The 23320-nt window shown below is 43.3% G+C and carries 20 protein-coding genes; 7 read left to right on the plus strand and 13 right to left on the minus strand.

What is annotated here, in order from left to right; translation table 11 throughout:
• Window positions 1–89 precede the first annotated feature (89 nt).
• On the plus strand, window positions 90–701 hold the full coding sequence (locus tag AB1Y31_07545; protein ID MEW4983020.1) for a DUF3750 domain-containing protein: 612 nt from the start codon (window positions 90–92) through the stop codon (window positions 699–701).
• Window positions 702–720: 19 nt separating this feature from the next.
• Here the strand turns inward: AB1Y31_07545 and AB1Y31_07550 are convergent, their stop codons facing one another.
• From AB1Y31_07550 to AB1Y31_07560, 3 genes are all read right to left on the minus strand, one after another.
• Complete coding sequence (locus tag AB1Y31_07550; GenBank protein ID MEW4983021.1) at window positions 721–1206, minus strand: hypothetical protein; 486 nt, start codon at window positions 1204–1206, stop codon at window positions 721–723.
• A 146-nt stretch (window positions 1207–1352) separates the two neighbouring features.
• Window positions 1353–1574 (minus strand): hypothetical protein, encoded by a 222-nt coding sequence (locus tag AB1Y31_07555; protein MEW4983022.1) that lies wholly within the window; start codon window positions 1572–1574, stop codon window positions 1353–1355.
• A 116-nt stretch (window positions 1575–1690) separates the two neighbouring features.
• Entirely contained in the window at window positions 1691–3664 is a 1974-nt protein-coding gene (locus tag AB1Y31_07560) for a DUF2075 domain-containing protein (GenBank protein MEW4983023.1), read from the minus strand.
• Between the two features lie 393 nt (window positions 3665–4057).
• On the opposite strand from AB1Y31_07560, the gene AB1Y31_07565 reads away from it, so the two are divergent.
• The 3 genes from AB1Y31_07565 (at window position 4058) to AB1Y31_07575 (ending at window position 7956) form a co-directional block, all read left to right on the plus strand.
• Window positions 4058–5392 (plus strand): MFS transporter, encoded by a 1335-nt coding sequence (locus AB1Y31_07565; GenBank protein ID MEW4983024.1) that lies wholly within the window; start codon window positions 4058–4060, stop codon window positions 5390–5392.
• A 534-nt stretch (window positions 5393–5926) separates the two neighbouring features.
• Window positions 5927–6808: a MoxR family ATPase gene (locus AB1Y31_07570; protein ID MEW4983025.1), complete on the plus strand. Its 882-nt coding sequence runs from the start codon at window positions 5927–5929 to the stop codon at window positions 6806–6808.
• A gap of 11 nt (window positions 6809–6819) precedes the next feature.
• Window positions 6820–7956 carry a VWA domain-containing protein gene (locus AB1Y31_07575; GenBank protein MEW4983026.1) on the plus strand — a complete coding sequence of 379 codons (1137 nt, stop codon included), beginning with the start codon at window positions 6820–6822 and terminating at the stop codon, window positions 7954–7956.
• A gap of 6 nt (window positions 7957–7962) precedes the next feature.
• Here the strand turns inward: AB1Y31_07575 and AB1Y31_07580 are convergent, their stop codons facing one another.
• From AB1Y31_07580 to AB1Y31_07590, 3 genes are all read right to left on the minus strand, one after another.
• A complete protein-coding gene (locus AB1Y31_07580) occupies window positions 7963–8328 on the minus strand; it encodes a DUF393 domain-containing protein (protein ID MEW4983027.1) in 366 nt (121 codons plus the stop codon).
• Between the two features lie 143 nt (window positions 8329–8471).
• Window positions 8472–8681, minus strand: a complete 210-nt coding sequence (locus tag AB1Y31_07585) for a dodecin (GenBank protein ID MEW4983028.1) — start codon at window positions 8679–8681, stop codon at window positions 8472–8474.
• A gap of 210 nt (window positions 8682–8891) precedes the next feature.
• The gene (locus tag AB1Y31_07590; protein MEW4983029.1) at window positions 8892–9008 is read right to left on the minus strand and encodes a DUF3149 domain-containing protein; all 117 of its coding nucleotides are present in this window, start codon (window positions 9006–9008) and stop codon (window positions 8892–8894) included.
• A 247-nt stretch (window positions 9009–9255) separates the two neighbouring features.
• On the opposite strand from AB1Y31_07590, the gene can reads away from it, so the two are divergent.
• Window positions 9256–9870 (plus strand): carbonate dehydratase, encoded by a 615-nt coding sequence (gene can, locus AB1Y31_07595; GenBank protein ID MEW4983030.1) that lies wholly within the window; start codon window positions 9256–9258, stop codon window positions 9868–9870.
• A 15-nt stretch (window positions 9871–9885) separates the two neighbouring features.
• Here can and AB1Y31_07600 read toward each other — a convergent pair whose 3' ends face one another.
• The 7 genes from AB1Y31_07600 to AB1Y31_07630 all read right to left on the minus strand — a co-directional run bounded on the left by AB1Y31_07600 (window position 9886) and on the right by AB1Y31_07630 (window position 20861).
• A complete protein-coding gene (locus AB1Y31_07600) occupies window positions 9886–10269 on the minus strand; it encodes a DUF2721 domain-containing protein (GenBank protein MEW4983031.1) in 384 nt (127 codons plus the stop codon).
• Between the two features lie 41 nt (window positions 10270–10310).
• Window positions 10311–11600, minus strand: coding sequence for a TolC family protein (locus AB1Y31_07605; protein MEW4983032.1), 1290 nt, complete (start codon window positions 11598–11600; stop codon window positions 10311–10313).
• Window positions 11600–14875: an efflux RND transporter permease subunit gene (locus AB1Y31_07610; protein MEW4983033.1), complete on the minus strand. Its 3276-nt coding sequence runs from the start codon at window positions 14873–14875 to the stop codon at window positions 11600–11602. Before AB1Y31_07610 ends, AB1Y31_07605 begins: the two co-directional genes overlap by 1 nt.
• Window positions 14868–15962, minus strand: coding sequence for an efflux RND transporter periplasmic adaptor subunit (locus AB1Y31_07615; GenBank protein MEW4983034.1), 1095 nt, complete (start codon window positions 15960–15962; stop codon window positions 14868–14870). Before AB1Y31_07615 ends, AB1Y31_07610 begins: the two co-directional genes overlap by 8 nt.
• Window positions 15963–15987: 25 nt before the next feature.
• Entirely contained in the window at window positions 15988–16593 is a 606-nt protein-coding gene (locus AB1Y31_07620; GenBank protein MEW4983035.1) for a TetR/AcrR family transcriptional regulator, read from the minus strand.
• Window positions 16594–16732: 139 nt separating this feature from the next.
• The gene (locus AB1Y31_07625) at window positions 16733–19822 is read right to left on the minus strand and encodes an efflux RND transporter permease subunit (protein ID MEW4983036.1); all 3090 of its coding nucleotides are present in this window, start codon (window positions 19820–19822) and stop codon (window positions 16733–16735) included.
• Window positions 19815–20861, minus strand: a complete 1047-nt coding sequence (locus AB1Y31_07630; GenBank protein MEW4983037.1) for an efflux RND transporter periplasmic adaptor subunit — start codon at window positions 20859–20861, stop codon at window positions 19815–19817. The genes AB1Y31_07625 and AB1Y31_07630 overlap by 8 nt, the downstream gene beginning before the upstream one ends.
• 449 nt (window positions 20862–21310) lie before the next feature.
• On the opposite strand from AB1Y31_07630, the gene AB1Y31_07635 reads away from it, so the two are divergent.
• Window positions 21311–22504, plus strand: coding sequence for a response regulator (locus AB1Y31_07635; protein ID MEW4983038.1), 1194 nt, complete (start codon window positions 21311–21313; stop codon window positions 22502–22504).
• A 282-nt stretch (window positions 22505–22786) separates the two neighbouring features.
• Window positions 22787–23293, plus strand: coding sequence for a DUF3015 family protein (locus AB1Y31_07640; protein ID MEW4983039.1), 507 nt, complete (start codon window positions 22787–22789; stop codon window positions 23291–23293).
• Window positions 23294–23320 lie beyond the last annotated feature (27 nt).

The following is a 23320-nucleotide window of genomic DNA, read 5'->3' on the forward strand; positions in this document are numbered from 1 at the left end:
TCAAGGGTCGGCCAACTTGTGCATGAAATCAAGGGGTTAGCCAACTTGATTGCAACTACACGGCGTCCAAGTTATTCAGCGGAATCTAAATGACGAACAAAACCACATCAAACAAATGGCTAATAAGACCCGCATGGATACTCATCACCGTACTGGCCATTATGGTTATCCTACCCATTCTGAGCATGGCCATGTCATTCAGCTATTCTGATTTCAACAAACGCCACTCGGCCAATATTGCACCATTGCCTAGCGAAACCAGCGAGGCCGTGCTGCAAGTGTACGCCGCAGACGCCTACGGATGGCGCGGCATCTTCGCCATACATACGTGGATAGCCATCAAACCCGCTGGGGCGCACACCTACACCACCTATCAAGTATTCGGCTGGAACCAACGTCGTAATCGCCCCGTACTCGTCGTTACAGAAGACATTCCAGATCGCTTCTGGTTTGGCTCAGACCCCAAACTACTCGCCGACTACCGCGGTGAACAAGCCAGTCAACTTATCCCAAAGGTAGAACAAGCCGTTAAAAGCTACCCATTCCCAAATGAATACACACTTTGGCCGGGACCAAACAGCAATTCGTTTACCGCGTGGATTAGCCTTGAAGTACCTGAACTGGGCTTAAAGTTACCGTTTTCCGCTATTGGTAAAGATTGGATGATTAGGAATTATGAGGAGATAATAAGTACAAACTGATTCAAGGCGAGCCTAATATTTACTCCAAATTTTTAAGGGCTTCTTCAAATTTATTTCTGGCGCTTCCGCGAGCATAGCCTACTTCCATCACCCCATCCTCTTCGTAACTGAGCCAGCGTGTTAAAGCATTCTTTGTACCAAAATCACCTTCAGTTACACCTTCTAAAAAACTGTCAGGGCTAAACAACCAATCCTCAGGGTGCCATTGCCCACTATTTACAGTCCGTCTACGGTGTTCCATCAGCTCACCTACAAACTCGTTGCCCTCGCACAAACTTGAAACATTGCTCTTCGTTTTAAACCCCTTAAAACTAACTGGCCGATTTAAAGTTATCGCCACACAGGCAGCCAAATCTGCTCGGCACTTCCAATAATTATGACTCCAACCAGCACACAAGTGATGTCGGTAAATACTCTTTTCACCTATATTCCCTATCACTTCATCCAGAACTAGAATTGTATTCTCTTGCTCTACATCAGTTGAAAGCACAAGTAGCGCGTGCACATAATGCTCTGAAGGGGGTTTTAATAACTCATCCAGAAACCTTGAATACGCCTTCGGTTGTTTATAAAAACAATGCGTCTCATACAATTGATCATCTACACCTTCTAGCCATTCTAATCGAACAGCGAAAAGCTCCGCGGCATCAGTTAGCAGCTCTGATTCAATTTAGGCATAAGGTCTTTTTCTGTACTAACATCTTCTAACGTTAAACCCCTACCAAAGAACCGAGGTATCTGATTTTTATGTACATTATGCCCTTCAAATAGCTTAATAAAACGACCAGCAACAGAGTATTTACCCCCGCTTTTAGTACGATGTTTTTTAAACCTGTCCCATAAAGAAAATCCAGCATCTATTTGATCAAGCACAGACTCTCCTACTTTGAATAAAAATTTTCATGGATATTATGCATGCCCATCAGTTCTTCATAACTTAGTTTTACCCAATCAGCCAACTTTGCTTATTATCAAGTTTCTTTGAACCATCAAAGCATCCTTAAACCCAAATTTTTCAAATAATTAAATGTCGCGTCATAATATTTGCTTGGCCTAGTGTGGTCGGTATCATCTCCCTCTGGCACAAATATCACCATGCCTTGTCTCGCTCTAGTTAACAAAACACGATAAGCATTCTTTTGATATGTTTGCCGTTCAAGCTTATTTATTCGCTGCCATCGACTGCCGCGAAATGACCAGTTTTTCCAACTTTCTTGGTCATAACGAAAGTCCGCATCCCAAGCCATACATACCCAATCTAACTCAAGCCCTTGCACATCGAATTCAGTTGCAGCATCTTCAAGATAATAAGATGAACGGACATCATCCTTACCATTTAAAAACCAATGCACTGGGTTAGATTTTACGCGTACATCTATCGCGTGTGGTCTCAAGCGCTCTGCTTGAGATGAGACCACCATTCCATAACGCTCTGAACCTCGCGCTTGTGTTTTAACCCAACTTTTAGCTGTATCAAGGTCCCTTGTAAGTACGATAGGATACTTGTTATGAATATTCGATAAATTTTCACGCGCAGCTTCTTCATCTAGGTCCAGCAGTTGTTTTACAAATAGTGATACTTTTTCACTACGAAAAGAACGTACAGACGTTCTTAAATGTAGTTCTGGCCGAAAAGTAACCATCGCATTTTTTCTAGCATGCTCAACAATTTCACCTGCACCGTATTCACTGTCGGTCAAGTGCTCAGAAAGGTAAATTTTCCAATGAGGAAAAGACTTCTCGACTGCATTAAACCACTCACTAATACCTGCTTCACCCGTATTTATTTCCTGACCCCCACCTACCAAACAAACAACTGTTGCCCAATCATCATGCCTATCCATACATGAAATCAAGAACTCAGGCTCAGACTGGTCGAAATCAGGTTGATTCTTCTTCGCACGCATAAATTTAATTGTTTGAGCTTTTGTCCATGCCCTTTGGGCTTCATCAAATAGCACAACATGTTCAATAGGAGGTTTCGAAATATCCAGCAGGCCTTCATCACGAAAGTGATGAACGTTTTGGATAAAGGCCTTAACCTCACTTAACGCATCACCTTTGCGTATCTTTTCACCTTTCGCCTTCACCCTAGCAACTTTGTCACGCGCTAAGGCCTCCTGTAGGATTTTTACTAATGGGCCATTACCTGAAAGAAATACACTATAAAGCTCATCTTTAGGCTCTATATGCAATGTGGCAATATCAAGCCCCACTAATGTTTTGCCTGCACCAGGTACGCCTGTCAAGAACACTATAGATTTCTCAGCGTTTGTTTTCGAACGAGCAATAATCTCCGCAACAGTATTAGACGTTTCTGACAAATTTAAAGTGCTTGCATCACTACGTGAAATCTCGCTCACTGAATGGCCATTGTAAAGAGCCAACGTTGCTTCAATAATAGTCGGAGTTGGCTTATAACCGCTAGCTTCCCAAGCACCACAATCAATCAACTGTCCAAGCTGTAAATTTAAAACTCTAGTTATAACGTCTTCCAGATTCTTACTATTGCAACGAATCGGCGACAATACACCCTCATCTGGAAGCTTATTAGGTTGCCCCTCAAAGGTTGGCGCATTAGTTGCGACTAGTATCGGTATAAGTATTGCTCTATGGCTACCCTCATGAAAGTTATGCAAATCTAACGCGTAATCCATGACCTGATCTAAATCAGCAGACTCAAAGCTTTTTGCCCCAACTTTAAACTCAATAACAAACACAACAGGGCCAACAATAACTACAGCATCAACTCGCCTACCCATCCGAGGAATTGAAAATTCGAAATATATTTTTCCTTTATGAGTAAACAATATTTTTTTTAACAATACTGTTTGCTCAACCCATGCGTCTCTTTGCAAGCCTGTCAAATCAAACGAGTGCTCTCGCGCCATTTGACCAAGAATCTGATCTAGCTCTTGTTCGCAAAACTCAAAAATAGTCGAAGAATAATAGGCGCGTTTCATTGAAAACTCACCGAAACTTTTTTCATACTCAGGAACTCCATTTCAAGACACTCTGCATCCTAAGGCCACAAACAAATATATATCTTATTAGATCATATCCAAACGTTGTTGATTTATACCGTAATAATTTCCACACTAAATTTAATGTAATCAAAGTTAATTTCATGCCCAACAAATTTGAACAACTAGTCCAGCAGTTAGAACAGCACAGCTACATTTCTGATACAAATTTGGTGACGACGCTTTCTTTAATGTAAACTTTGGAACGGCCTTTATAAATTAAAGGTGAAGCAGGTGTAGGTAAAACACAAATTGCGAAAGGGCGTATCAAGAAGTCAGCCAGCTTGATTTTGGACGCGGCAAAATTAATTTTAAATAAAATAAGGAAACAAGATGGTAAGCGACGTAACTGCACTTGAACGGTTGAAATCGGATCCTATGGGCTTTGGGCAATGGGTCATTGTTGCGATTTGTATCGGCACATTGGCACTGGATGGCTATGATGTTTTATCCATCGCGTTTGCTGCTCCGGGTATTACACAAGAGTGGGGTCTGTCGAAATCTGTCCTTGGCATTGTGTTGTCGATTGAATTAGCTGGTATGGCCGGGGGGGCGGTTTTATTCGGCTCATTTGCCGATAATAATGGACGGCGTTTTACCATGTTGTCAGGAATCACTATTGTTACTCTTGGTATGTTCGTTGCTGGTCTTGCGCCAAACATCTACGTACTGGGAGCGGCTCGTTTGTTTACTGGTTTAGGGATAGGTGGCATTATGGCAACAGCAACAGCGACATGTTCGGAGTTTTGTAATAATAAAAACCGAGTTATGTCGGTCTCTCTCGTTGCGGGTGGGTTTCCACTTGGCATTTATATTGGCGCAACCTTTCTCGCCCCTTTACTTAAACAATATGACTGGCGTATTGCCTTTTATCTGGGTACCTTTTTGAGCTTTCTGTTCATCCCTCTTGTTTACTTTTATGTACCAGAAACGGTTTCATTTTTAAATCGTAAGCGCCCTACAGATGCTTTAGAACAGATACAAAAAATCATGCGTCGCTTAGGGCATACACCACCTGAATCCTTACCGTCAGTGGCTGAACAAGAAGCGGAAGTCGTTGGGATGAAAAGTTTGTTTAGTCCAAACTTGCGGTATATTACTTTGCTATTATGCTTTGCGTATTTCGGAAATGTAATGACGTACTATTACTTTGTAAAGTGGCTGCCAACGGCTGTTACGGATTTAGGTTACACAGTCTCTCAAGCTACTGAAATTCTAGGTGTTGTCAGTTTAGGCGGCATCCTTGGATCTATAGGCATAAGTTTATGTGCTCGATTTATACCAATTAGGTCTTTGATGTTAGCAAGCCTTATGCTGACAGCAGTAGGCGTGGCTCTATTCCCACACTTTACGGACAGCATGGTAAATATGAAATTGATGGGCTTCTTTGCTGGCACCTTTGTCATGGCCGCTATTTCAGGTTTTTTTGGACTATTTGCAAGCAGTTTTCCTTCTTCGGTTTTAGGCTCAGGTTCGGGCATAGTGCTCGGTGTTGGTCGTGGTGGCGCTGTTATTGGCCCTATGATTCCTGGTTTTTTATTCGCAGCTGGCTTAGCCTTTGAAAACGTAGCCATTATTATGGCGTCAGGTTCTTTTTTGGCGGGTGTGGCCGTTATCTTTCTGCATAAAAAAGCTAATTATGCCAAAAAGGGCCATTATGCGACTTAATATAATTCAAGGGGTTAGATACAAGCCAACTTGATTCTGCATTTCCACAAACTCATTTAAGCTATCGCCTGAATATCTTCTATATGCTGCGGGTGGCACTGGCTTAAGTCGTAGCTACTTTGTAGGCTTACCCAATAATCGGGCGTGGTATTGAAGTATTTAGCCAACCTTAATTGCTGTATCTGGCGTAATCGAACGTCTTTCCGTAAGGTCTCACATTCGGGTTGCAGGCATAAGTGTGTCTTTTGCTAAACGATACGGGTTATGTTCATTTCTTCCAGTAGTTCTTGGAGGAAAACACCGGGGTAGAATGGGCTGTTAATCATCATAGACTCCTAGTGATAGTCGGTTACTACAATATCAAACGCTTCAATGCCGCGTTCTTATACAACTGGGTCACTTTTATTCATATTTAATAAAAGTGCCTTACGTTAACAGTTGTTGGCTATTTAATAGCTAACAACGGGAGTATTACGTTTGCAATACCCCCAAAACCTTCCTAAGATAAATTCACTAAATCAGTAAATATTTTTTATGCCCAATAAATTTGAACAACTAGGTCAACAGTTAGAACAGCACAGCTACATTGCCGATGCAGATTTGGTAACGACGCTTTCTTTAATGGAAACTTTGGAGCGGCCTTTATTGATTGAGGGTGAAGCCGGTGTGGGTAAAACCGAAATTGCTAAGGTGTTAGCACAGATACATGATTGCTCGCTGATTCGCTTGCAGTGTTATGAGGGCTTGGACGCCAGTACGGCGATGTATGAGTGGAATTATTCGCATCAATTGCTATCTATTAAGATGATGGAAGACGGTAACGCGAGTTACGAACAAAAAGACGCTGGTATTTTTAACGAGACATTTTTGTTGGAACGGCCTTTGTTGCAAGCGATACGCCAAAGCAAAACACCGGTGCTTTTGATTGACGAGATTGATCGCGCTGACGAGGCATTCGAGGCGTTTTTATTGGAACTCTTATCCGACTTCCAAATTACCATTCCTGAATTGGGTACGATGCAGGCGACGACTATTCCTATGGTTGTTTTAACGTCCAACGGTACGCGTGAATTAAGCGATGCGCTACGCCGCCGCTGTTTATACCACTACATGGAATACCCGAACTTTGAAAAAGAGCTACGTATTATTCATGCGCGTTTGCCTGATATTCACGATACGCTGGCGCAGCAAGTGGCGGAGTTTTTACAAAAACTTCGTGACTATGACTTACGCAAACAACCCGGCATTGCTGAAACCTTGGATTGGGCCAGCGCGTTGATGGAACAAAGCATTGAGACACTGATTAGCGATGATTTTATAATTAACTCATCGCGTAGTTGTTTGCTTAAAACGCAGGATGACGTTACTCGCTTGGATAGCACTGAAGTGAGCAAAATCTTAAACACGTTGTCTTAAAGACTCAACCGGTGGACACCGCCCAACCCACAGACCGCATTATTGGCTTTATCCATTTTCTTCGTGAAAAAGGTTACACGGTGGGTATTCAAGAAATTTTGGATGCGCTTTCTAGCCTTGGGAAATTGCCTTTTGATAAGACCTCCATCAAACATGTTTTAAGGTCGCTTACCTGCCACAGCTATTTGGAATGGCAGCAATACGAGCTGCTATTTAACCTGTATTGGCAATCCAAAGAAATTGAGGACGGCACCCAAGATAGCGCCCCTTCAAAAGACTTGCAGCACATGCCTCCTGTAAATAAGGTAACGGGCTTTAGCGGTAGTTCGCACGAGGTGCCCGAGCTAGTTAAAGACATGTCGAATGAGACTTGTGTTGGCGCCGGCAAGCAAAACACTTTTTCTACAATGGACTTTAGGTTTTTAAAAGACCAAAAAGCGATGATGGAGATTGAGCGCTTGGCAGAGCTACTGGCGCAAAAACTTAGCAAGCGGCTTAGCCACCAACACGTAATCCGCACAAAGGGGAGCAAAATTGATATTCGCCAAACGATTCGGCGCAACCTATCGCACGGCGGCCACCCGAAACAGATATTCTATAAACAGCGTGTACGTAAACCCGTCCATCTAGTTATTTTGCACGATGTTTCGCATTCTATGGCGTGGAATAACCCTCTGTTATTCCGCTTTGCGCGTGGCTTGATACGGGCATTTAAATCCAGCGAGGCGTTCGCCTTTCATACCGAGTTATTTAAGGTGACGGACTTTTACCGAGAGCCATCTATCGAGAAAATGCGTATTCAATTTGAAGCACGCAATAACCTTTGGAAAGGCGGCACCTGTATCGCTGATTCTCTACACCGTTTTAACGCGAAATACGCGGCTAAGACGCTGAATTCTAAAACCATCTTTATTATTATCAGCGATGGTTTTGACACCAATAAACCCGAACAACTGGTAGACGAATTAAAGGTCATAAAAGACGCCTGTAAAAAAATTGTATGGCTAAACCCTATGCTGGGGCGAGAGGGCTACAACCCAAACAAGGGCACGATGCTGGATATACAACTGTATATTGATAAACACGCCTCTGCGCATAGTTTAGATTCGTTAAAACAAGCGATAAACTATATTGCCCAAGTCGGTTGAAAGCCCTTAAGGCAGCTGACAAGCTAGCCGCTTATCGACAGATTTACGATAAAAATGACTCAATATCGGTTTTATAATGGGTAAGCAAATAACCACGCCCAATGGCCATAACAACGGTATTTGTTTCATGATGATGCTATAGGCGTCCATTTCAGAGTAGATCTCGCCATTGGCAGTTTTAATATGTAGCTCCCTCAGCGCTTTCATCGGTTGGATACCCAATTCAAGCAAGGCTTCGTCTTGATGGGTAATGTCAAACCAAATGAAACGTGAAGCCCTCTTCCCTGCCAGTCGTTCAAACACCCGCCTGTCTTCCACACAACTAGGGCACGACTGGTCGTAATACACGGTAATTTGTTTATATTTTTCCACGTTTGCCTTTCATCGACCAACTATCTAACCAACAGCAACCACCGCTCAGGTGTTCAGACGCAACTTATTTGGCTAATATAGCCATTACTTTCGCCACGTCTATATACCGCCCGCTGTCACGGAGCAACAGTAGAAACCACGTATTAGCTTTCTAGTCTAAACCCTATTTTCAACGTGACTTGCCAGTGTTTTACACCACCATCAACGATATGCCCTCTGGTCTCAACGACTTCAAACCAATCCATGTTTTTAACAGTTTGGGAGGCCGCTTCAACAGCATTTTTGATGGCGTCATCTGACCCCACTTCTGAACTGCCCGTCAACTCGATATGTTTATAGGTATGATGACTCATCCGAACCTCCTGTCAGTGTTTGAGACTTTTAGCATATACCTTAAACCTAATGCCGACAATAACTAAATATCTACCTGCCTGTCGATAAAGAAGCTATTTTTTAGACAGGCTCAAGGCTTTTTAGCTTATGCAACTCACCCGCTCCTGATGACTGCGGAATTACAAAAAGCGGGTTACTCACTACCGCTAACAAAGTAACAGAGCAAACCATCACCCACTATTCTTTACAAACCAAGCAATAAACCCCGCTATGCTCAATATAAAAAGAATAACCCGTAGTGATAAAACACCACCCCAACGACCTAACAAGTCACTCCAAAGACCCATAAAAACACTTCATATAAAGTATCAAACATCACGGCGACCAATTCAGCATACCTACTTATTTAGCACAAATAATTGACCTTTACCTTCCTCTAAAATATTTTCTAGCGTGTTTTTCAACTCCAATATGGTTATTGGAATAAACCTATATTGCACACTAATAGCGCAACTCAAGGGTGAGCTTATTTCGTTATTAAGGTAGAATTTAAATCTGGATAAAGCAGTTAACAAACAACGATGGCTAACTAACATGAAAACTTTGGAACACCTGTTTAAAAATAATAAAGATTGGGCCGAATCCATTACCAAAGAAGACCCGGATTTTTTCAAGAATCTATCTAAATTACAAGCACCTGAGTACCTTTGGATTGGTTGTTCTGACAGCCGCGTACCGTCAAATGAACTGATCAATCTTGCGCCTGGTGAGGTTTTTGTTCATCGTAATATCGCTAATATGGTGGTTCACACCGATTTAAACTGCCTGTCGGTTATTCAATACGCCATTGAAGTTTTAAAAGTTAAACATATTATTGTTTGTGGCCATTATGGTTGCGGCGGCATAAAAGCAGCGCTTGAGAATCAGGATCACGGCCTGATCGATAATTGGCTGGGCCATATTAAAGATGTCTACCGCCTGCACAAAGACGAATTAAGTACGCTCAGCGAAAACGAAATGCAGCATCGTTTATGTGAGCTAAATGTTATTGAGCAAGTTAGCAATGTTTGCGACACCACTATTGTAAAAAATGCTTGGAAAAGTGGCGCGGAATTATTCGTCCACGGTTGGATTTACAACATTGAGAACGGTATTTTAAAAGACATTACCCAAAACCCAATTTCTGCAGAAAAAGCCGTTCAAGCTTAAAGGGTCACGCCTTTCTTAACGTTCTATATCTTCTAGTTCAATATTAAGTGCATGGCCTGAAATAATCAGCTCATACAGTGAAACGGTGAGCGATGACATCATCATTATCAAACTGATAATGAACGTAATCTGTCCTAACTGAACAGACTCAAGAAATAAGAAAAACATCGCCGCCACGCAAAAACTAATACTCAGTACGCCCAATACCTGCATCCAAATAATCAGTTTAATACGTAAGCGCAAACTAATAATCTGACGCGCAATGAGGTCTTTATTTGTCTCATTAATCTGTCGGTGGAGGCCACGAATGACACTCGCTAAGCCCATAAACCGATTGGTGTAGGCCAATAGCAAAAGCGATATCGCTGGGAATAAAAGTGCTGGTGTGGACAGTTCCATCATCAATTGTTTAGTTAGTCGCCGTTTTCATTTAGCGTAAATTATAAGTCACTGATGGCACGTTTTAACCTAATCCTTGCTAACACCGCATCATAAATTGCATTCGCATGATTATATTGACTGCCGGTCCGTAACGTTTCTGCACTTAACACATCCGTATTGGTCGACAAACCGTGTTCATAACGGTCACGGTTAACTTTCAAATTTTCTTCTGCCTGACTAATTGACTGTTCAGTAACACTTAGGCGTTTTCGAGTTTCTTGCACATTCAACCAATACTGCCTAACTTGAAGCGTCACCCGGCTCAACACGTCATCATATTGTTGCTCTAATCCACGTGCTTGCCGCTCAGTTGCTGACGCTTGGTTTCGAATGAGCCCGGCATCAAATAATGTCCATGTCATCCCAACACCGACAAGCCATTGTCCCTCATATGCTTGGAATTCATTTTCTTGAAAAGCGTAACCACCACTCAACGCAACTTGGGGGCCATTTTTTGCTCGAATAGCGCCTGCCTTGGAGCTCAATGCGTCTGATTGCTCTTTCAAAACACGCAGTTCATAGCGCTTTTCAATCGCTTGAGCCATTAGCGAATCTAGTGAGCTTGCTATCACTTCCGGCTTTAATTCATCTAATAAAACAGCCTCTTCGAACTGACGGCCTAGTAGGCGATTATAGGCAGACTGACTAATATCAACCCTATTAGCCACTTGGAGCGACGACTGTACTGCATCAGCCAATGCAACCTGCGCGGCTAACAAATCATTGCGTGACACCATACCTTGTTCATATAGGTTTGCCACGTCTACCCCATGCGACTTAAGGCTCGTCACGTGGCTATTGGCCACCTCCAGCGCTTTAGACGAGCGTAAAACTCCAATATAGGTCTCTGCAACCGCTAGCTTCAGGTCTAACACCTTGCCTGCCTCAAAGCTTCTTGATGCTTGTAACGACGAGCTCGCCGCGTCGATATGACTACTAATTTGTCCACCGGTATAAATGGGTAACGTCGTCATCGCTTGATATGAATAACTCTCCCTTTCAGCCAACGGGAATTGAATCGGCAAACCGCCAAAATTCACCTTTGCTTCTGGGTCCTTCTCCATTGCTGTATAGCCCGCGCCAATGCTCACACTCGGCAAACGAGCCGCTTTTGCCGCGTTAAGCTGGTGTTGACTGGCTTGCGTATTTTCTTGCACGGCCTTTAAGCCGTGATCAAAGCCAATGGCCACATCCCATGCTTGCTGAAGTGTTTCCGCATTAACGGACACTGAAAATATCAAGCCGAGGAGTAATAAAGAGCCTTGACGCTGGTGGTTTTTAAATAACATTAATCATCTCCTAAGGCATTACTTTTTAACGACTGACGACGGTACATTGAGTACAACAACATGGGTATAACAACCAGTGTTAGCGCGGTTGAAACGATCGTGCCAAATATTAATGAAATGGCCAAGCCACCAAACACGGGGTCAGACAGCATCACCGCCGAACCCAACACGATAGCCAGTGCGGTTAATAGAATAGGCCTTAGACGAACGGCACCTGCTTCCCTAATTGCGGCGTGCGCAGACATCCCTTGCTTCATATAATCTTGAACAAAATCAATAATTAACAATGAATTACGAACCACAACACCGGCTAACGCTATCACCCCAATCATTGATGTTGAGGTGAACGGCTCACCCATTATCCAATGGCCAGGAAAAACCCCGATAAGGGCGAGTGGAATAGCCGACATGGCAATTAGTGAAATTCTAAATGATGCGTAATAACCCACCAACAACAGATAAATAAACACTAAAGCGATACCAAGCGCACCTAACATGTCACGAAAAGCATCCAAGGTCAGTCGAATTTCTCCGTCCCACAATAATTGATAGCCATCAATCGTATCTGGCGTGATCGATTGCAGACGCAAGTTGCCGGTGGTTAATCTTTCGCCAGCACTAACCTGCATATTATCTATCTGTTGATCTATATCCATTACGGCATTAACCGGTGTCGTATTGGATAATTCTGCGCCGACATACGTAACCCGCTCGTAGTCCTTATGCAAGATAGGTCTGTCTTGTGTATCCTTCATCACTCGAGTTAACTCAGATAGCGGGACTCGTTTTCCTTGTCTATTGGTTAAATAAATACTGGATAACATAATCGGGTCTATCTGATATTTATGGGGAATGTGTAAGCGTATCGGCACGATTTTTTTCTCCGATGCAATATGTAAACGGCCCATCTCGCCACCATCAACCATGCGTCGAAGGGCTTGTACAACTTGCGCTACAGAGACACCCGATAACGCTGCCTTTTCTTTATCAACAACCACTCGGATTCGTGGCACATCGGCCACTTCGGAGTCATGAACTTCAATCACTCCGTAAGTATTTTTAAACACATCGCTCACTTTAGCGGATATTTCCCGAAGCTTTTCGCTGTCTTGACCGTAAATTTCTGCTAACACGGTCGAGCGTAATGGTGGCCCAGGAAGGTCCTCCACCAATTGAATAACGCTGCCAGGGTAACGCTGTTGAAGTTCCACCATTGCTGGGCGCAACTGCTTAACTAAATCAATAGAGCTCTCATCACGGCTTTTTTTGTCGGTTAAATTGACCCGTACTTCAGCCACAAACCCGCCCTTTTTATTCTGAGCCCCTCTTAATAGCCCATTAAAGTCAATGACGCCTATTTGCCCAACCCAGCTTTGATAATTAAGCACGTTTTCGTTATTGCGTAAAATATTGCCAACTTCTCTCGTCACACGGTCGGTCACTTCCACCGGCGTATACTCTGGCATGTCTATCGTTACGTTGAAGGTATTCTTGTTGTCTTTTGGCAGCAGAACTAAAGCCACCCCGCCTGATGAAAGCGGGCCACCCACTCCAGCAGGGCGAATAAACTGCCAAGCAGGCTGTAACATCGATAAAACAATCGTCAGCACAATAACTGATATTGTGATGTAACGATAACGCCTGTTATCTAACAGTGGCGTGATAATTTTGTAGTAAAACTTATGCAGTTTGTCATCCGCATCATGCGTTTCTAAATCCTCACCCTCACCCGGCTGAAGCCAACGGTTAGCGGCCCAAGGTGTAACAATATACGCCACCAATAAGGATGCAAACATAGCAACCGGCACGTTAAACGCAATTGGGTAGAAATATTGGCCTGACATGCCTGTAACAACCATTAACGAACCAAATACCAACATAACGGCAAAGGTAGCTAAGTTAGTTGGGTTGCCAATTTCATTCGTAGCGATAACGGTGACGTCAACTTTATCCTTCAACCATAAGTTTTTATAGTGTCTGTGAATATTCTCAATCACCACAATCGCCGAATCCACCAACAAGCCGAGGGACAGAATCAAGGCAAACAGTGTCACGCGATTTATTGTGGGGCCAAAAAGGTAATCAGCACCCAGCGTTAGCGCCAGAATAAACGGCACCGTAATACCTACAATCAGCGCTTCTTTAAAGCCTAGAAAGAGCACGATCACTAAAAACACAGAAAGAATGGCGATCCCCATGTGTTCAATAAGGTTGTTTACAGCCGCATCTGCCTTTTTCCCATCATTACGGGTGATAATAATATCCACACCGGCTGGGATGAAGTTTTTCTTCATCCGCTCTACCCGTTCTAAAATATCATCTGCCACCACCACCGCATTGGTCCCTACTTTCTTTGCCACGGCAATAGAAACAGCTGGGATTTCGGGCGAGGCAGTTGAACCAAAACGTGGATCGGCGGGGCCATAAGCAAAGCGCGAAAGCTTATCCCGTTCTTGTCTAGGGCCATCAATAATATCGGCCACGTCTTCCATATAAATAGCTTGTTTATTAAAGCTACCCACAATTAATTTTTTAACTTGATCGGCCGAGGTTAAAAATCCATCCAAATAAATACTACTCACTTTTCCTTGGTGCACCTGTGAACCAACCGGTGCCGACAGGTTACCCGCTTGCAAGGTCGCTTGCATTTGATCAAGGGTAATACCAAAAGCCAGCAACCTCTCTGGATCAAGTTCCACTCTCACTTCTCGGTCTCTACCGCCTTTCACATAAGCCACAGATACTTCATTGAGACTACGCAAACGATCCACCATATGATCGGCCAAGCGCTTTAGTGCATAGTCATCATATTTTTCCGACGCCAGAGTAATCGCCATAATGGGTACGTCATCAACATCGACACTTCTAATCAACGGCACAGATGCGTCAGCGGGCAGTTGGTCTTGTTTGCCAAGCACTCGATCATACAATTTAAGTAAAGAACGTTCTTTATCAAGCCCCACTTCAAACTGCACCCTGACCACAGCGATGGAATTCAGTGCAGTCGCATACGTATGATCCACACCCGAAATCTCACGCACAATGCCTTCCAGAGGGTTAATCACCAATTCTTCTATTTCCTTTGGCGTTGCACCGGGCATGCTGACAAAGATTTCTGCACCGGGCACGACAATTTGAGGATTTTCTTCACGTGGCGTTAATAAAATAGCCATGACGCCCAGTAACACGCAACTGAGCATAAATAAAACCGTCAGTTTTGAGGTAACAAATGCTTGAGCAACCCACCCGGCTGGATTTAATTGTTTGTTATTCACCAACTGCATCCTTTCGTTGAATAAAGTCGCCGTCACGGAGGCGTTCATCAGGTGTCAAAACGATTCGTTCTCCACCGCTTAACCCCACTAACACCTCAAATTGGCCATCCATTAGCTTGCCCAGTCGTAACCATCTAAAACTGATACGTTGCTCATCATCAACCGTAAAAACACCACTTAACCCAGCGCGCGTTATCACTGATTCAACACGAACAACCGGCACTGATTTAGTACCTACTTTAAAATGCGTGCGACCAAACATCCCCGGTAATAGCTTATTGCCTTCTGGCAAAGACACCTTAACGCGTGATTTACGTGTTACTGGGTCACCCGATGGAACAACACGAACAACCGCGCCTTGAATCGGCTGATCAATCGCATCAATAACAACCTTAACCTTGCCGCCTTGTTGGATATTTTTTATTTGTCCTTCTGCGATATACGTTTCGAATAACAAGCCTTCACTGGACTCGACTGTCAATAACGGCACCGCTGGCGCTGCTAAATCCCCTTCACGTTTATGACGTTCAACCACGACGCCCGTTACTGGGCTGCTAATTTGAGTATATTGACGTTGTGACTGCGTGGTTTGTAGCGTTGCTTTTGCGGCGCGTAATGTGTCTTGAGCAATGTCACGTTGTAATTTTATTTTTCTCAACTTATTTTCCGACACGCTGCCACGCTTAAACAGTGCTTGGAAGCTATCCAGATCAGTTTGCGCATCCTTTAACGCAGAAACTGCCTTATCCACCGAAGCGGACACCTGCCTAATAGCACCTTCTACATCAGCGCCATCCAGTATCACTAATGCTTGACCTTTTTTTACTTGGTCACCTTCATGTACCAATATTTTTCGAATATAACCCGTCGTTCTCGACGCCACATCAACTCTGTGGTCGGAAACAACAGAGCCTGTGGTGCGATAATCCACCGATAAATCCTCTACCTTTACCAGCACCGTTGATAGTGGCCACTGTTCCTTCTGCGCCTTTTCAAGCCCATCAGCCTGCTGCTCAGCGCAGCCGAATAACCCCGTTAGTAAGCTCACTAACACCCATAGGAAAATCTGTTTTTTTATCAAACTCATTATTTAGGCTCCCTCATCTAGCCAGTTAAACCGTTGTATTAATACTTTTTCTTATAATCTGGAAAACATGTTCAGAAATAACACTTGCATCACTATATGACTCATCCCAACCGGGTAGAAACCGGCACATTGGTGTCGTTGCAGAATGCGATATCACTAGCCAAAGAGTAGAGATAGTCAGCATAGTGTGGTTCACATTCGGTGCTATTTCCTTAATCAATGCATGCATGGCTTTAAAAGGCTCTAACAATACCTCTTCAGCCACTAACTTCAACCTGCTTTCATCGCCATCCAGTAATTCCCACATCACCAATGACCTGAAGTTTTGCTCCTGATTTATCATTAACGTAAAGTGCTCGACCAACTCTTCGAGACGCTCCATAGCCGTGCCAGTTCTACTGATCGAGCGTGTAATAGCCGTCGCTTTGTTAACAAAAGAATGCTTCATCACTTCAAGGTACAGCGTGTGCTTATCGGGAAAATGGTGATACAGCGCCGCTGCGCTAAAGCCAACCGCTTTTGATAAAGCCCGCATCGAAACGCCGTTATAGCCTTGTGCTGCAAACAGCGGCGTAGCTTCATCCAATATATGGATGCGCGTATTAATTTCTTTCGTATTGGCGTTTTTCATTAGGACTTACTTAACGTTCGTTAAGCAATACTTTAATGCAAAAAATCTTGCGACGCAATATAAAGCAGTTTATTCGCTTAGTATCGACTAAAGAAATAGCCAAAACATCGCATACGGCATAAACAACATCCTAGTATCACTAGGTCGGCGCTTTTACCTTAAACCAAGCGGTATACATCGCTGGAAATACAAACAACGTCAGCAAAGTAGCCACCCATAAGCCGTTCATCATCGTAATTGCCATTGGGCCCCAAAAATAATCACTGGTCAGTGGTACCATCGCAAAGATAGCCGCCAATGCAGCCAGAATAATGGGCCGAGCACGACGTACGGTTGATTCTAATACGGCATCCCAAGGTGACAACCCTGCGGCGAGGTCTTGATCTATTTGGTCCATTAAAATAATGGTGTTGCGGATAATGATGCCCACCAACGCTAACATGCCTAAACGTGCGACCAAGCCAAATGATAAATCCAACAATAGTAAAATAGAAACAACACCAATCAACCCCAAAGGCACGGTCATCAGAACAAGCGTCATTTTTCGCATACTATTAAGCTCAAACATCAACAGCGTTAAAATGGCGATCAGCATAACGGGCAAGGTTTTAGCTAATTGCGCATCCACTTCTTGCGAAATATCAATTTCACCAAACACCTCAATTTGATAGCCGCTAGGTAATTTTTCTCTTAATTTATTAACCTTGTGCTCAAGCTCTTTAACCACATCAAAGTTTAAGACGCCATCTGCCAACAGTGATTGAACAATAATCGAGCGATAACCGTTGTAGCGCCAAATCACACCCTCTTCGAAATGAAAACTGATATTAGCCAACTCAGACAAGGCAACCGTTTCACCGTTAGCAATGGGCACTTGTAAAAACTTTATGCGATCTAGCTGCTGACGGTTCTCTGGCTGGTTACGTAGTACGACATTAATAAGGTCATTACCTTCTCTGTATTGCGTAACCGGTAAACCATCTAGCATCGCACTTAGGGTTTGGCTTAATTGAGCTGGGTCCGTTCCACTAGCCGCTACCCGTGGAAGATCAAGCGTAATATCAACAAGTAGACGCTTTTCACGACGATTATCGTGGACATCTCGCGTTGAGGCATGGCTCGTCACAATCGTTTTTAACTGTTCAGAAAAGGTCGCCAACACCTCAGGGTCATCACCGGTGATGAGGTATTGCACGGGGTAATTAAACGGTAAGCCGTACGCTAAGCTATACACTCGTGTACGTAAGTTCGGCTGATGCGTTGCAAAATAGCCCCGTAGCATATGTTTAATCTGTTCACGTGCCTGTAAATCTTTCGCAACAACAATAATCTTGCTGTAGTTGGCATTGGGCTGCTCGATATACATATCATTTTGTACACGTAAAGAATCGCCACCCACATAAATGATGTAGTTTTCTATTTGCTGCTCTTTAGTTAACTCTTTTTCAATATCCGCCACTTGGCGTTCCATCTGTTGATAGCTTGTGCCTTCAGGAAACCAAATATCAACCAATGCCTCCGGCCGATCATTACCTGGGAAAAATTCCATTTTAACGTGCTGCATCCCCACTATCGTTAACGCAAAAAGCAGCAGCGTCACCCCGATCACACTCTTTTTATGCTTCATGCACCATGCGATTAACGAGCGAAACTTCTTATAAAATGGCGTTTGATACATTGCCGCAATATCATTGCTAGACTGCTGTACATTCGTTTTGGGCACATGGTTTACTTTTAGCAATTTAAACGACAGGTAAGGGGTTAATAAAACAGCCACCATCCATGAGGATATTAATGCCGTACTGATAACCACAAAAAGATTACCTAATATCTCATGCGGCGATGCATTAACGAGAAAAACGGGCAGAAAGCCAACAGCAGCTATTAGCGTACCGGTAAGCATTGGCTTTGATGTTGCCGTATAAGCAAACGTTGCCGCTTTCATTCTATCCCAACCTTGCTCAAGCTTAACGTGCACCAACTCCACAACAATCATGGCATCATCAACCAATAAACCCAGTGAAATAACGAGCGCGCCGAGCGAGACCCTGTTTAAGCCGATATCCCAGATGTACATCATGGCAAACACAACGCCCAAGACAATAGGAATTGCCAAGGCAACGACCAATCCTGTTCGCAGCCCAAGCGAGAAATAACAAACGATAAGAACAATAACAATGGCAAGCAGCAGCTTTAAAACAAAGCGATTGATTTGTGCCGCGACTGATTTCGGTTGATCCGCCACTAAAGCAAGGTTTATTCCAGCCGGCAAGTGCGCTTTAAAGTCGGCCATCACTTCTTTGACTTGCCCTGACATAGCTAATAATTGAGAGCCTTCTCGCATAGTAACGCCCAGGCCAATTGAAGCTTTGCCATTAACGCGCATTCTAAAAAGTGGCGGATCATCATACCCTCGGTAGATTGTGGCAACACTTTCAAGTTTGATAACACGCCCGTCCTTTAAACCAATAGGCATTTTTTTAATGTCATCAATGGAACGAAAACGATCATTCAAACGTAGCCGGTAATAACTCTGTTGACCCTCAATACGCCCACTATTCTGCACCTTATTATGGGTGTTCAATAACAAGCCTATTTGCAGTGGATCCAAGCCAAGTGCCGACAACCGTTTGTCGTCCATTTCGACGAACACTTTTTCATCCTGAACACCATACAAAATAGCTTTCTCAACCGACTCAACACGGATAAGCGCATTACGTGCTTTCTCTGCATAGTCTTTGATCTCAGCAAAGGAATAATCCTTACTGTTAAAGCTGTAGACCATTGAGAAAATATCGCCAAACTCATCGTTAAAGAAAGGCCCCTGAATACCAGCTGGCAAACGGTGGGATATATCACCAATCTTTTTGCGAACCTCGTAAAAGCGATCCTTCATTCTTACTGCCGCATCAGGCATAAAGTCTTCTGTGTTAACGATCAGCCACGCTTCACCTGGCTTACTGAAAGAAACGACATCCTTAAGCCAAGGCACTTCGAGTAATTTGGTTTCTATCGGATCGGTAACAAACTGAGACATTTCTTCAGCAGATGCACCCGGCCATTGCACACTAACGACCATTGTTTTGATGGCGAAAACAGGTAAATCACGTTGCCCTAATTTGAAAAAAGCGACCGTACCTGTGATCAAAATAACGATCATAAAATAGATCAACACCTGTGAATGTTCTATGCCCCAACGGGCTAGATTGACCGGTTCTTTATCACTCATTTGCTAGAAGTCTAACCGTACTACCTTCAACAATCAGGTTTGCACCCGCTACGACAATAAGTTGGCCTTCGCTTAAGCCGCTAAGAATACTAATTTGATTCCCGACTGCTGGACCAAATATCACCGCTTGCAAGCGTGTTTGGTGAGTGTCTGGGTCAACTATAAGCACACTGCTGTGACCGGCAGATTGCACTAACGACGCAGTCGGCAACAAGCCAAGCTTTTTGTCCACGCTTGAAAATAACACGTGCCCCGTCATCCCTAACTTCAATGAATCGGGCCTTTCTACTAGGCTCAGCTTGACTTTATACGATGGAGATTCTGTGCCTGAAATGGGGCTAATTTCACGCACCAATGAAGAATATGTTTTATCAGCATAAGCCCAAAATTTGACCTCTGCTGCTTGCCCTATGGACAACTGATTCACATCCGTTTCTGCCACGGCGGTAACAAACTCCCAATCATTCGCCCACGCCAATTTTGCGACAGCAGTCCCAGCCTGTATGACATCGCCGACTTCTGCGTAAAGCGCTATAACAATACCATCAGCCGCGGCCAATATTTGTGTATAACCACGCTGGTTTACGCTTTGAGCATGTTCGGCCTTTAACGCCTTCAATGCTGCTTGCGCCGCTTTTTCAAGGTTAACGACTTTATCTAACTCAGACTGACCGATAAAGTTCTTCTGTCGTAACTCTTTTGCACGAATCAAGTCGCTTTTTGCTCGCTTATAATTCGCTTGCGCAGCCCGTTTTTGATTCAAAAAGCGCTCACTACTCAAAATATAATCTTTGGGGTCGAGTCTCGCTATTGGCTGACCTTGTTTCACATAATCACCCACCTCAACCAAGCGTTTTATCAACCGTCCTTCCACTTGGAAGGCCAGCTCGGTCTCGTAACGTGCTTGAGTGCGCCCCGGGTAATCCATCCTTTGGGTAACAGACTGATATGAAAATGTTTTCACTTCAACCAGACGACCTACTAACTCTTCAGGTACTTTATTTCCACACGCACCGAGGGTGGCCATTAATATGGCCATCGAAATATATCGTAATATCCGCATAATGAATTCTATTTGAAAGAAGCTCCGTATCTTAAAAGAAATTTGGAACTGCAATCAGCCGCGCTCCATGTATCACCAAACTCTTCATGAGTTTCCATATAAGTCTATAAACATAACTTAACCAGTACCTACTGCCAAGAATAATATTCATTGCTTCATTTAGCACCCCCTTTTCTTAGAAAGGCGGCGCATAGAGGACTTAATTAACACCTTGGCACGATTCCATGACATGGCCTCGATATGAATAACTGAGTTTTTAAAAAGCAAAATTCCCGCAGAACCTACTTTTTTTCAAAATACCTTCTATATTTATGGCTGAAGAATAAAAAACGTATAAAGCTATCATTGAGCTTGCTTGATTTTTTATTAGGACAAGATGGATCTTGATATGTTGGTTATTGATAACGAATAAAGGAATAAAACACATGAGCAATTCTATTACGATCTACTGTGTAGATGATGGTGATGGCAACCACCTAATTAAAGAAAGCGTCTTAAATGTAGAGGGGTATGAGGTTACTTTTCTAGAGTCAGGACAGGCATGTTTAGATGCCGCACAAAATTCACCGCCGGACTTATTTTTGCTGGATGTTATGACGCCTAATTTAGACGGTTATGAAACCTGCCAAAAGATTAGAGACAGTTCGCAACTGAACCACACACCCGTTATCTTTATTTCTGCTGATGCATCCATTGAAACACGGCTGCATAGCTATGCAGCTGGTGGCGATGACTATGTTATTAAACCTTTTGAAGAGAATGAACTAAAAGCCAAAGTAAAGGCAACACTCAAACGAAACCAAACCCTTAATCTAGCCAGAAAAGAAGTGAGCGATGTGACCTTGTCGACGATGGATATCATGACATCGATGGGCGAAATGAGCGCGGTTGTTCACTTTTTGCAAGGAACCTGCCACTGCGATAGTTATGACTCGTTAGCGAAAAAGGTCATTAGGGCGCACCGAGATTTAGGGCTAGAGGTGGCCGTGCAAATTATCGTGAACGATGAAAAGAAACAATATTTTACCGACGATGTAGAAAACCCACTTGAGGATAGCGTTTTTGAATATGTCCGCAGTAAAGGACGCTTAATTGACTTTGGTCAGCGTACCGCAGTTAATTTCCCATACGTCAGCATTATTGTGCGAAATATGCCGGTCGATAACCCAGGTTTTCATGGTCGAATTAGAGATCACGTGGCGCTTATTGGGCAAGGTGCAGACTCTAAAGTTAAAGCGCTACAGTCTGCAATAGCCGTCAAAACGCAAAGAGAAAGCTTACTTAACATCATTGGCCAGATTGAAGCAACGGTAATGAAGATTGATACAGACTATAAATCACAACAAGCCTCAAGCGAATCTATTTTAGCTTCTGTTAGTGAGTCGCTTGAAGACTCATTCATGGGCTTGGCCTTATCAGGCGAGCAAGAGGATTATCTCCGCGGGTTTATTGAAGCAGCTGAAGTAAAAATCAGTTCTATTTTCGAGTCAGGTTTAAACCTTGAAAGTGAATTTGCAGGCATTCTTAAGCAAATTGATGAAGCGTTAAAAGCGAGCCTTATTGAGAATGACGAAGAGACTGAAGAAGAAATGGATGACGAAACGCTGACGTTATTTTAAATACAACCTATGAAAAACAACGTCGTTAAGCGGATAACTTATTTTGCATCGAATACCTAGTGAACGCTAACGGTTCATTAAAAAAGAGCTTTATACCGTCTAAAAAAACTAGTTAATGGTTGGCTCCTGCCCACTTTTTACGTCCTTTCCTAAATCCTCCGCTTTCGCGTAAAACGCTCAAAATATTACTATATAAATAGCGCAAGAAAGTGTTAGAGTCCCAACCGTTTTATACGTAAGCATTTATTAATTAATAAAATAACAACAGGGAGTTTTAGGTTTATGGAAAATAAAAAGCACTTAACAAGGTCTTTGATTGCGCTGACATTACTATTGTCTTTTGTAGCATCAGCTGAACATGGTCATGGAAAGGTTGGTACCGGGCCGAATCCTTTTCGGGACTGCGGTATAGGGGCGGCAATATTTGCTGATACTGGATGGGCTGCAGCAACATCAAATATAATATGGGACTTGGGTACTACTGCTGTCACATCGGCCACATGGAGCCCTGAAACCTGTTCTAGAACGCATGCAAAAACGGCCAAATTTATTATCGATAATTACGATAATTTAATTGAGGATGTAGCCAAGGGCGAAGGCGAACATTTAGTCGCTGTTCTTGATATTGAAGGTTGCTCTTCTAATGTACAACCTGGGGTAATTGCAACAATTCGCTCTAATATAAGCAATAAAGTGACCGCTACTGCGTATTCACAAACGGAGCCAGTAGACAGAGCATTTGATTATTACAAGGCTGTGGTTTCTGCTGCATCCACCTGTACTATTTAAAATGTAATTTTGTAAGGTGGGAATATA

Source organism: Cycloclasticus sp. (genome assembly GCA_040743155.1).
Classification (GTDB): domain Bacteria; phylum Pseudomonadota; class Gammaproteobacteria; order Methylococcales; family Cycloclasticaceae; genus Cycloclasticus.

Excerpts from the sequence above, each read along its gene's own strand:
- AB1Y31_07545 (MEW4983020.1), top strand. The coding sequence starts at position 90 with ATGACGAACAAAACCACATCAAACAAATGGCTAATAAGACCCGCATGG.
- AB1Y31_07560 (MEW4983023.1), bottom strand. The coding sequence starts at position 3,664 with ATGAAACGCGCCTATTATTCTTCGACTATTTTTGAGTTTTGCGAACAA.
- AB1Y31_07565 (MEW4983024.1), top strand. The coding sequence starts at position 4,058 with ATGGTAAGCGACGTAACTGCACTTGAACGGTTGAAATCGGATCCTATG.
- AB1Y31_07570 (MEW4983025.1), top strand. The coding sequence starts at position 5,927 with ATGCCCAATAAATTTGAACAACTAGGTCAACAGTTAGAACAGCACAGC.
- AB1Y31_07585 (MEW4983028.1), bottom strand. The coding sequence starts at position 8,681 with ATGAGTCATCATACCTATAAACATATCGAGTTGACGGGCAGTTCAGAA.
- AB1Y31_07590 (MEW4983029.1), bottom strand. The coding sequence starts at position 9,008 with ATGGGTCTTTGGAGTGACTTGTTAGGTCGTTGGGGTGGTGTTTTATCA.
- can (MEW4983030.1), top strand. The coding sequence starts at position 9,256 with ATGAAAACTTTGGAACACCTGTTTAAAAATAATAAAGATTGGGCCGAA.
- AB1Y31_07600 (MEW4983031.1), bottom strand. The coding sequence starts at position 10,269 with ATGGAACTGTCCACACCAGCACTTTTATTCCCAGCGATATCGCTTTTG.
- AB1Y31_07605 (MEW4983032.1), bottom strand. The coding sequence starts at position 11,600 with ATGTTATTTAAAAACCACCAGCGTCAAGGCTCTTTATTACTCCTCGGC.
- AB1Y31_07615 (MEW4983034.1), bottom strand. The coding sequence starts at position 15,962 with ATGAGTTTGATAAAAAAACAGATTTTCCTATGGGTGTTAGTGAGCTTA.
- AB1Y31_07620 (MEW4983035.1), bottom strand. The coding sequence starts at position 16,593 with ATGAAAAACGCCAATACGAAAGAAATTAATACGCGCATCCATATATTG.
- AB1Y31_07625 (MEW4983036.1), bottom strand. The coding sequence starts at position 19,822 with ATGAGTGATAAAGAACCGGTCAATCTAGCCCGTTGGGGCATAGAACAT.
- AB1Y31_07630 (MEW4983037.1), bottom strand. The coding sequence starts at position 20,861 with ATGGCCATATTAATGGCCACCCTCGGTGCGTGTGGAAATAAAGTACCT.
- AB1Y31_07635 (MEW4983038.1), top strand. The coding sequence starts at position 21,311 with ATGAGCAATTCTATTACGATCTACTGTGTAGATGATGGTGATGGCAAC.
- AB1Y31_07640 (MEW4983039.1), top strand. The coding sequence starts at position 22,787 with ATGGAAAATAAAAAGCACTTAACAAGGTCTTTGATTGCGCTGACATTA.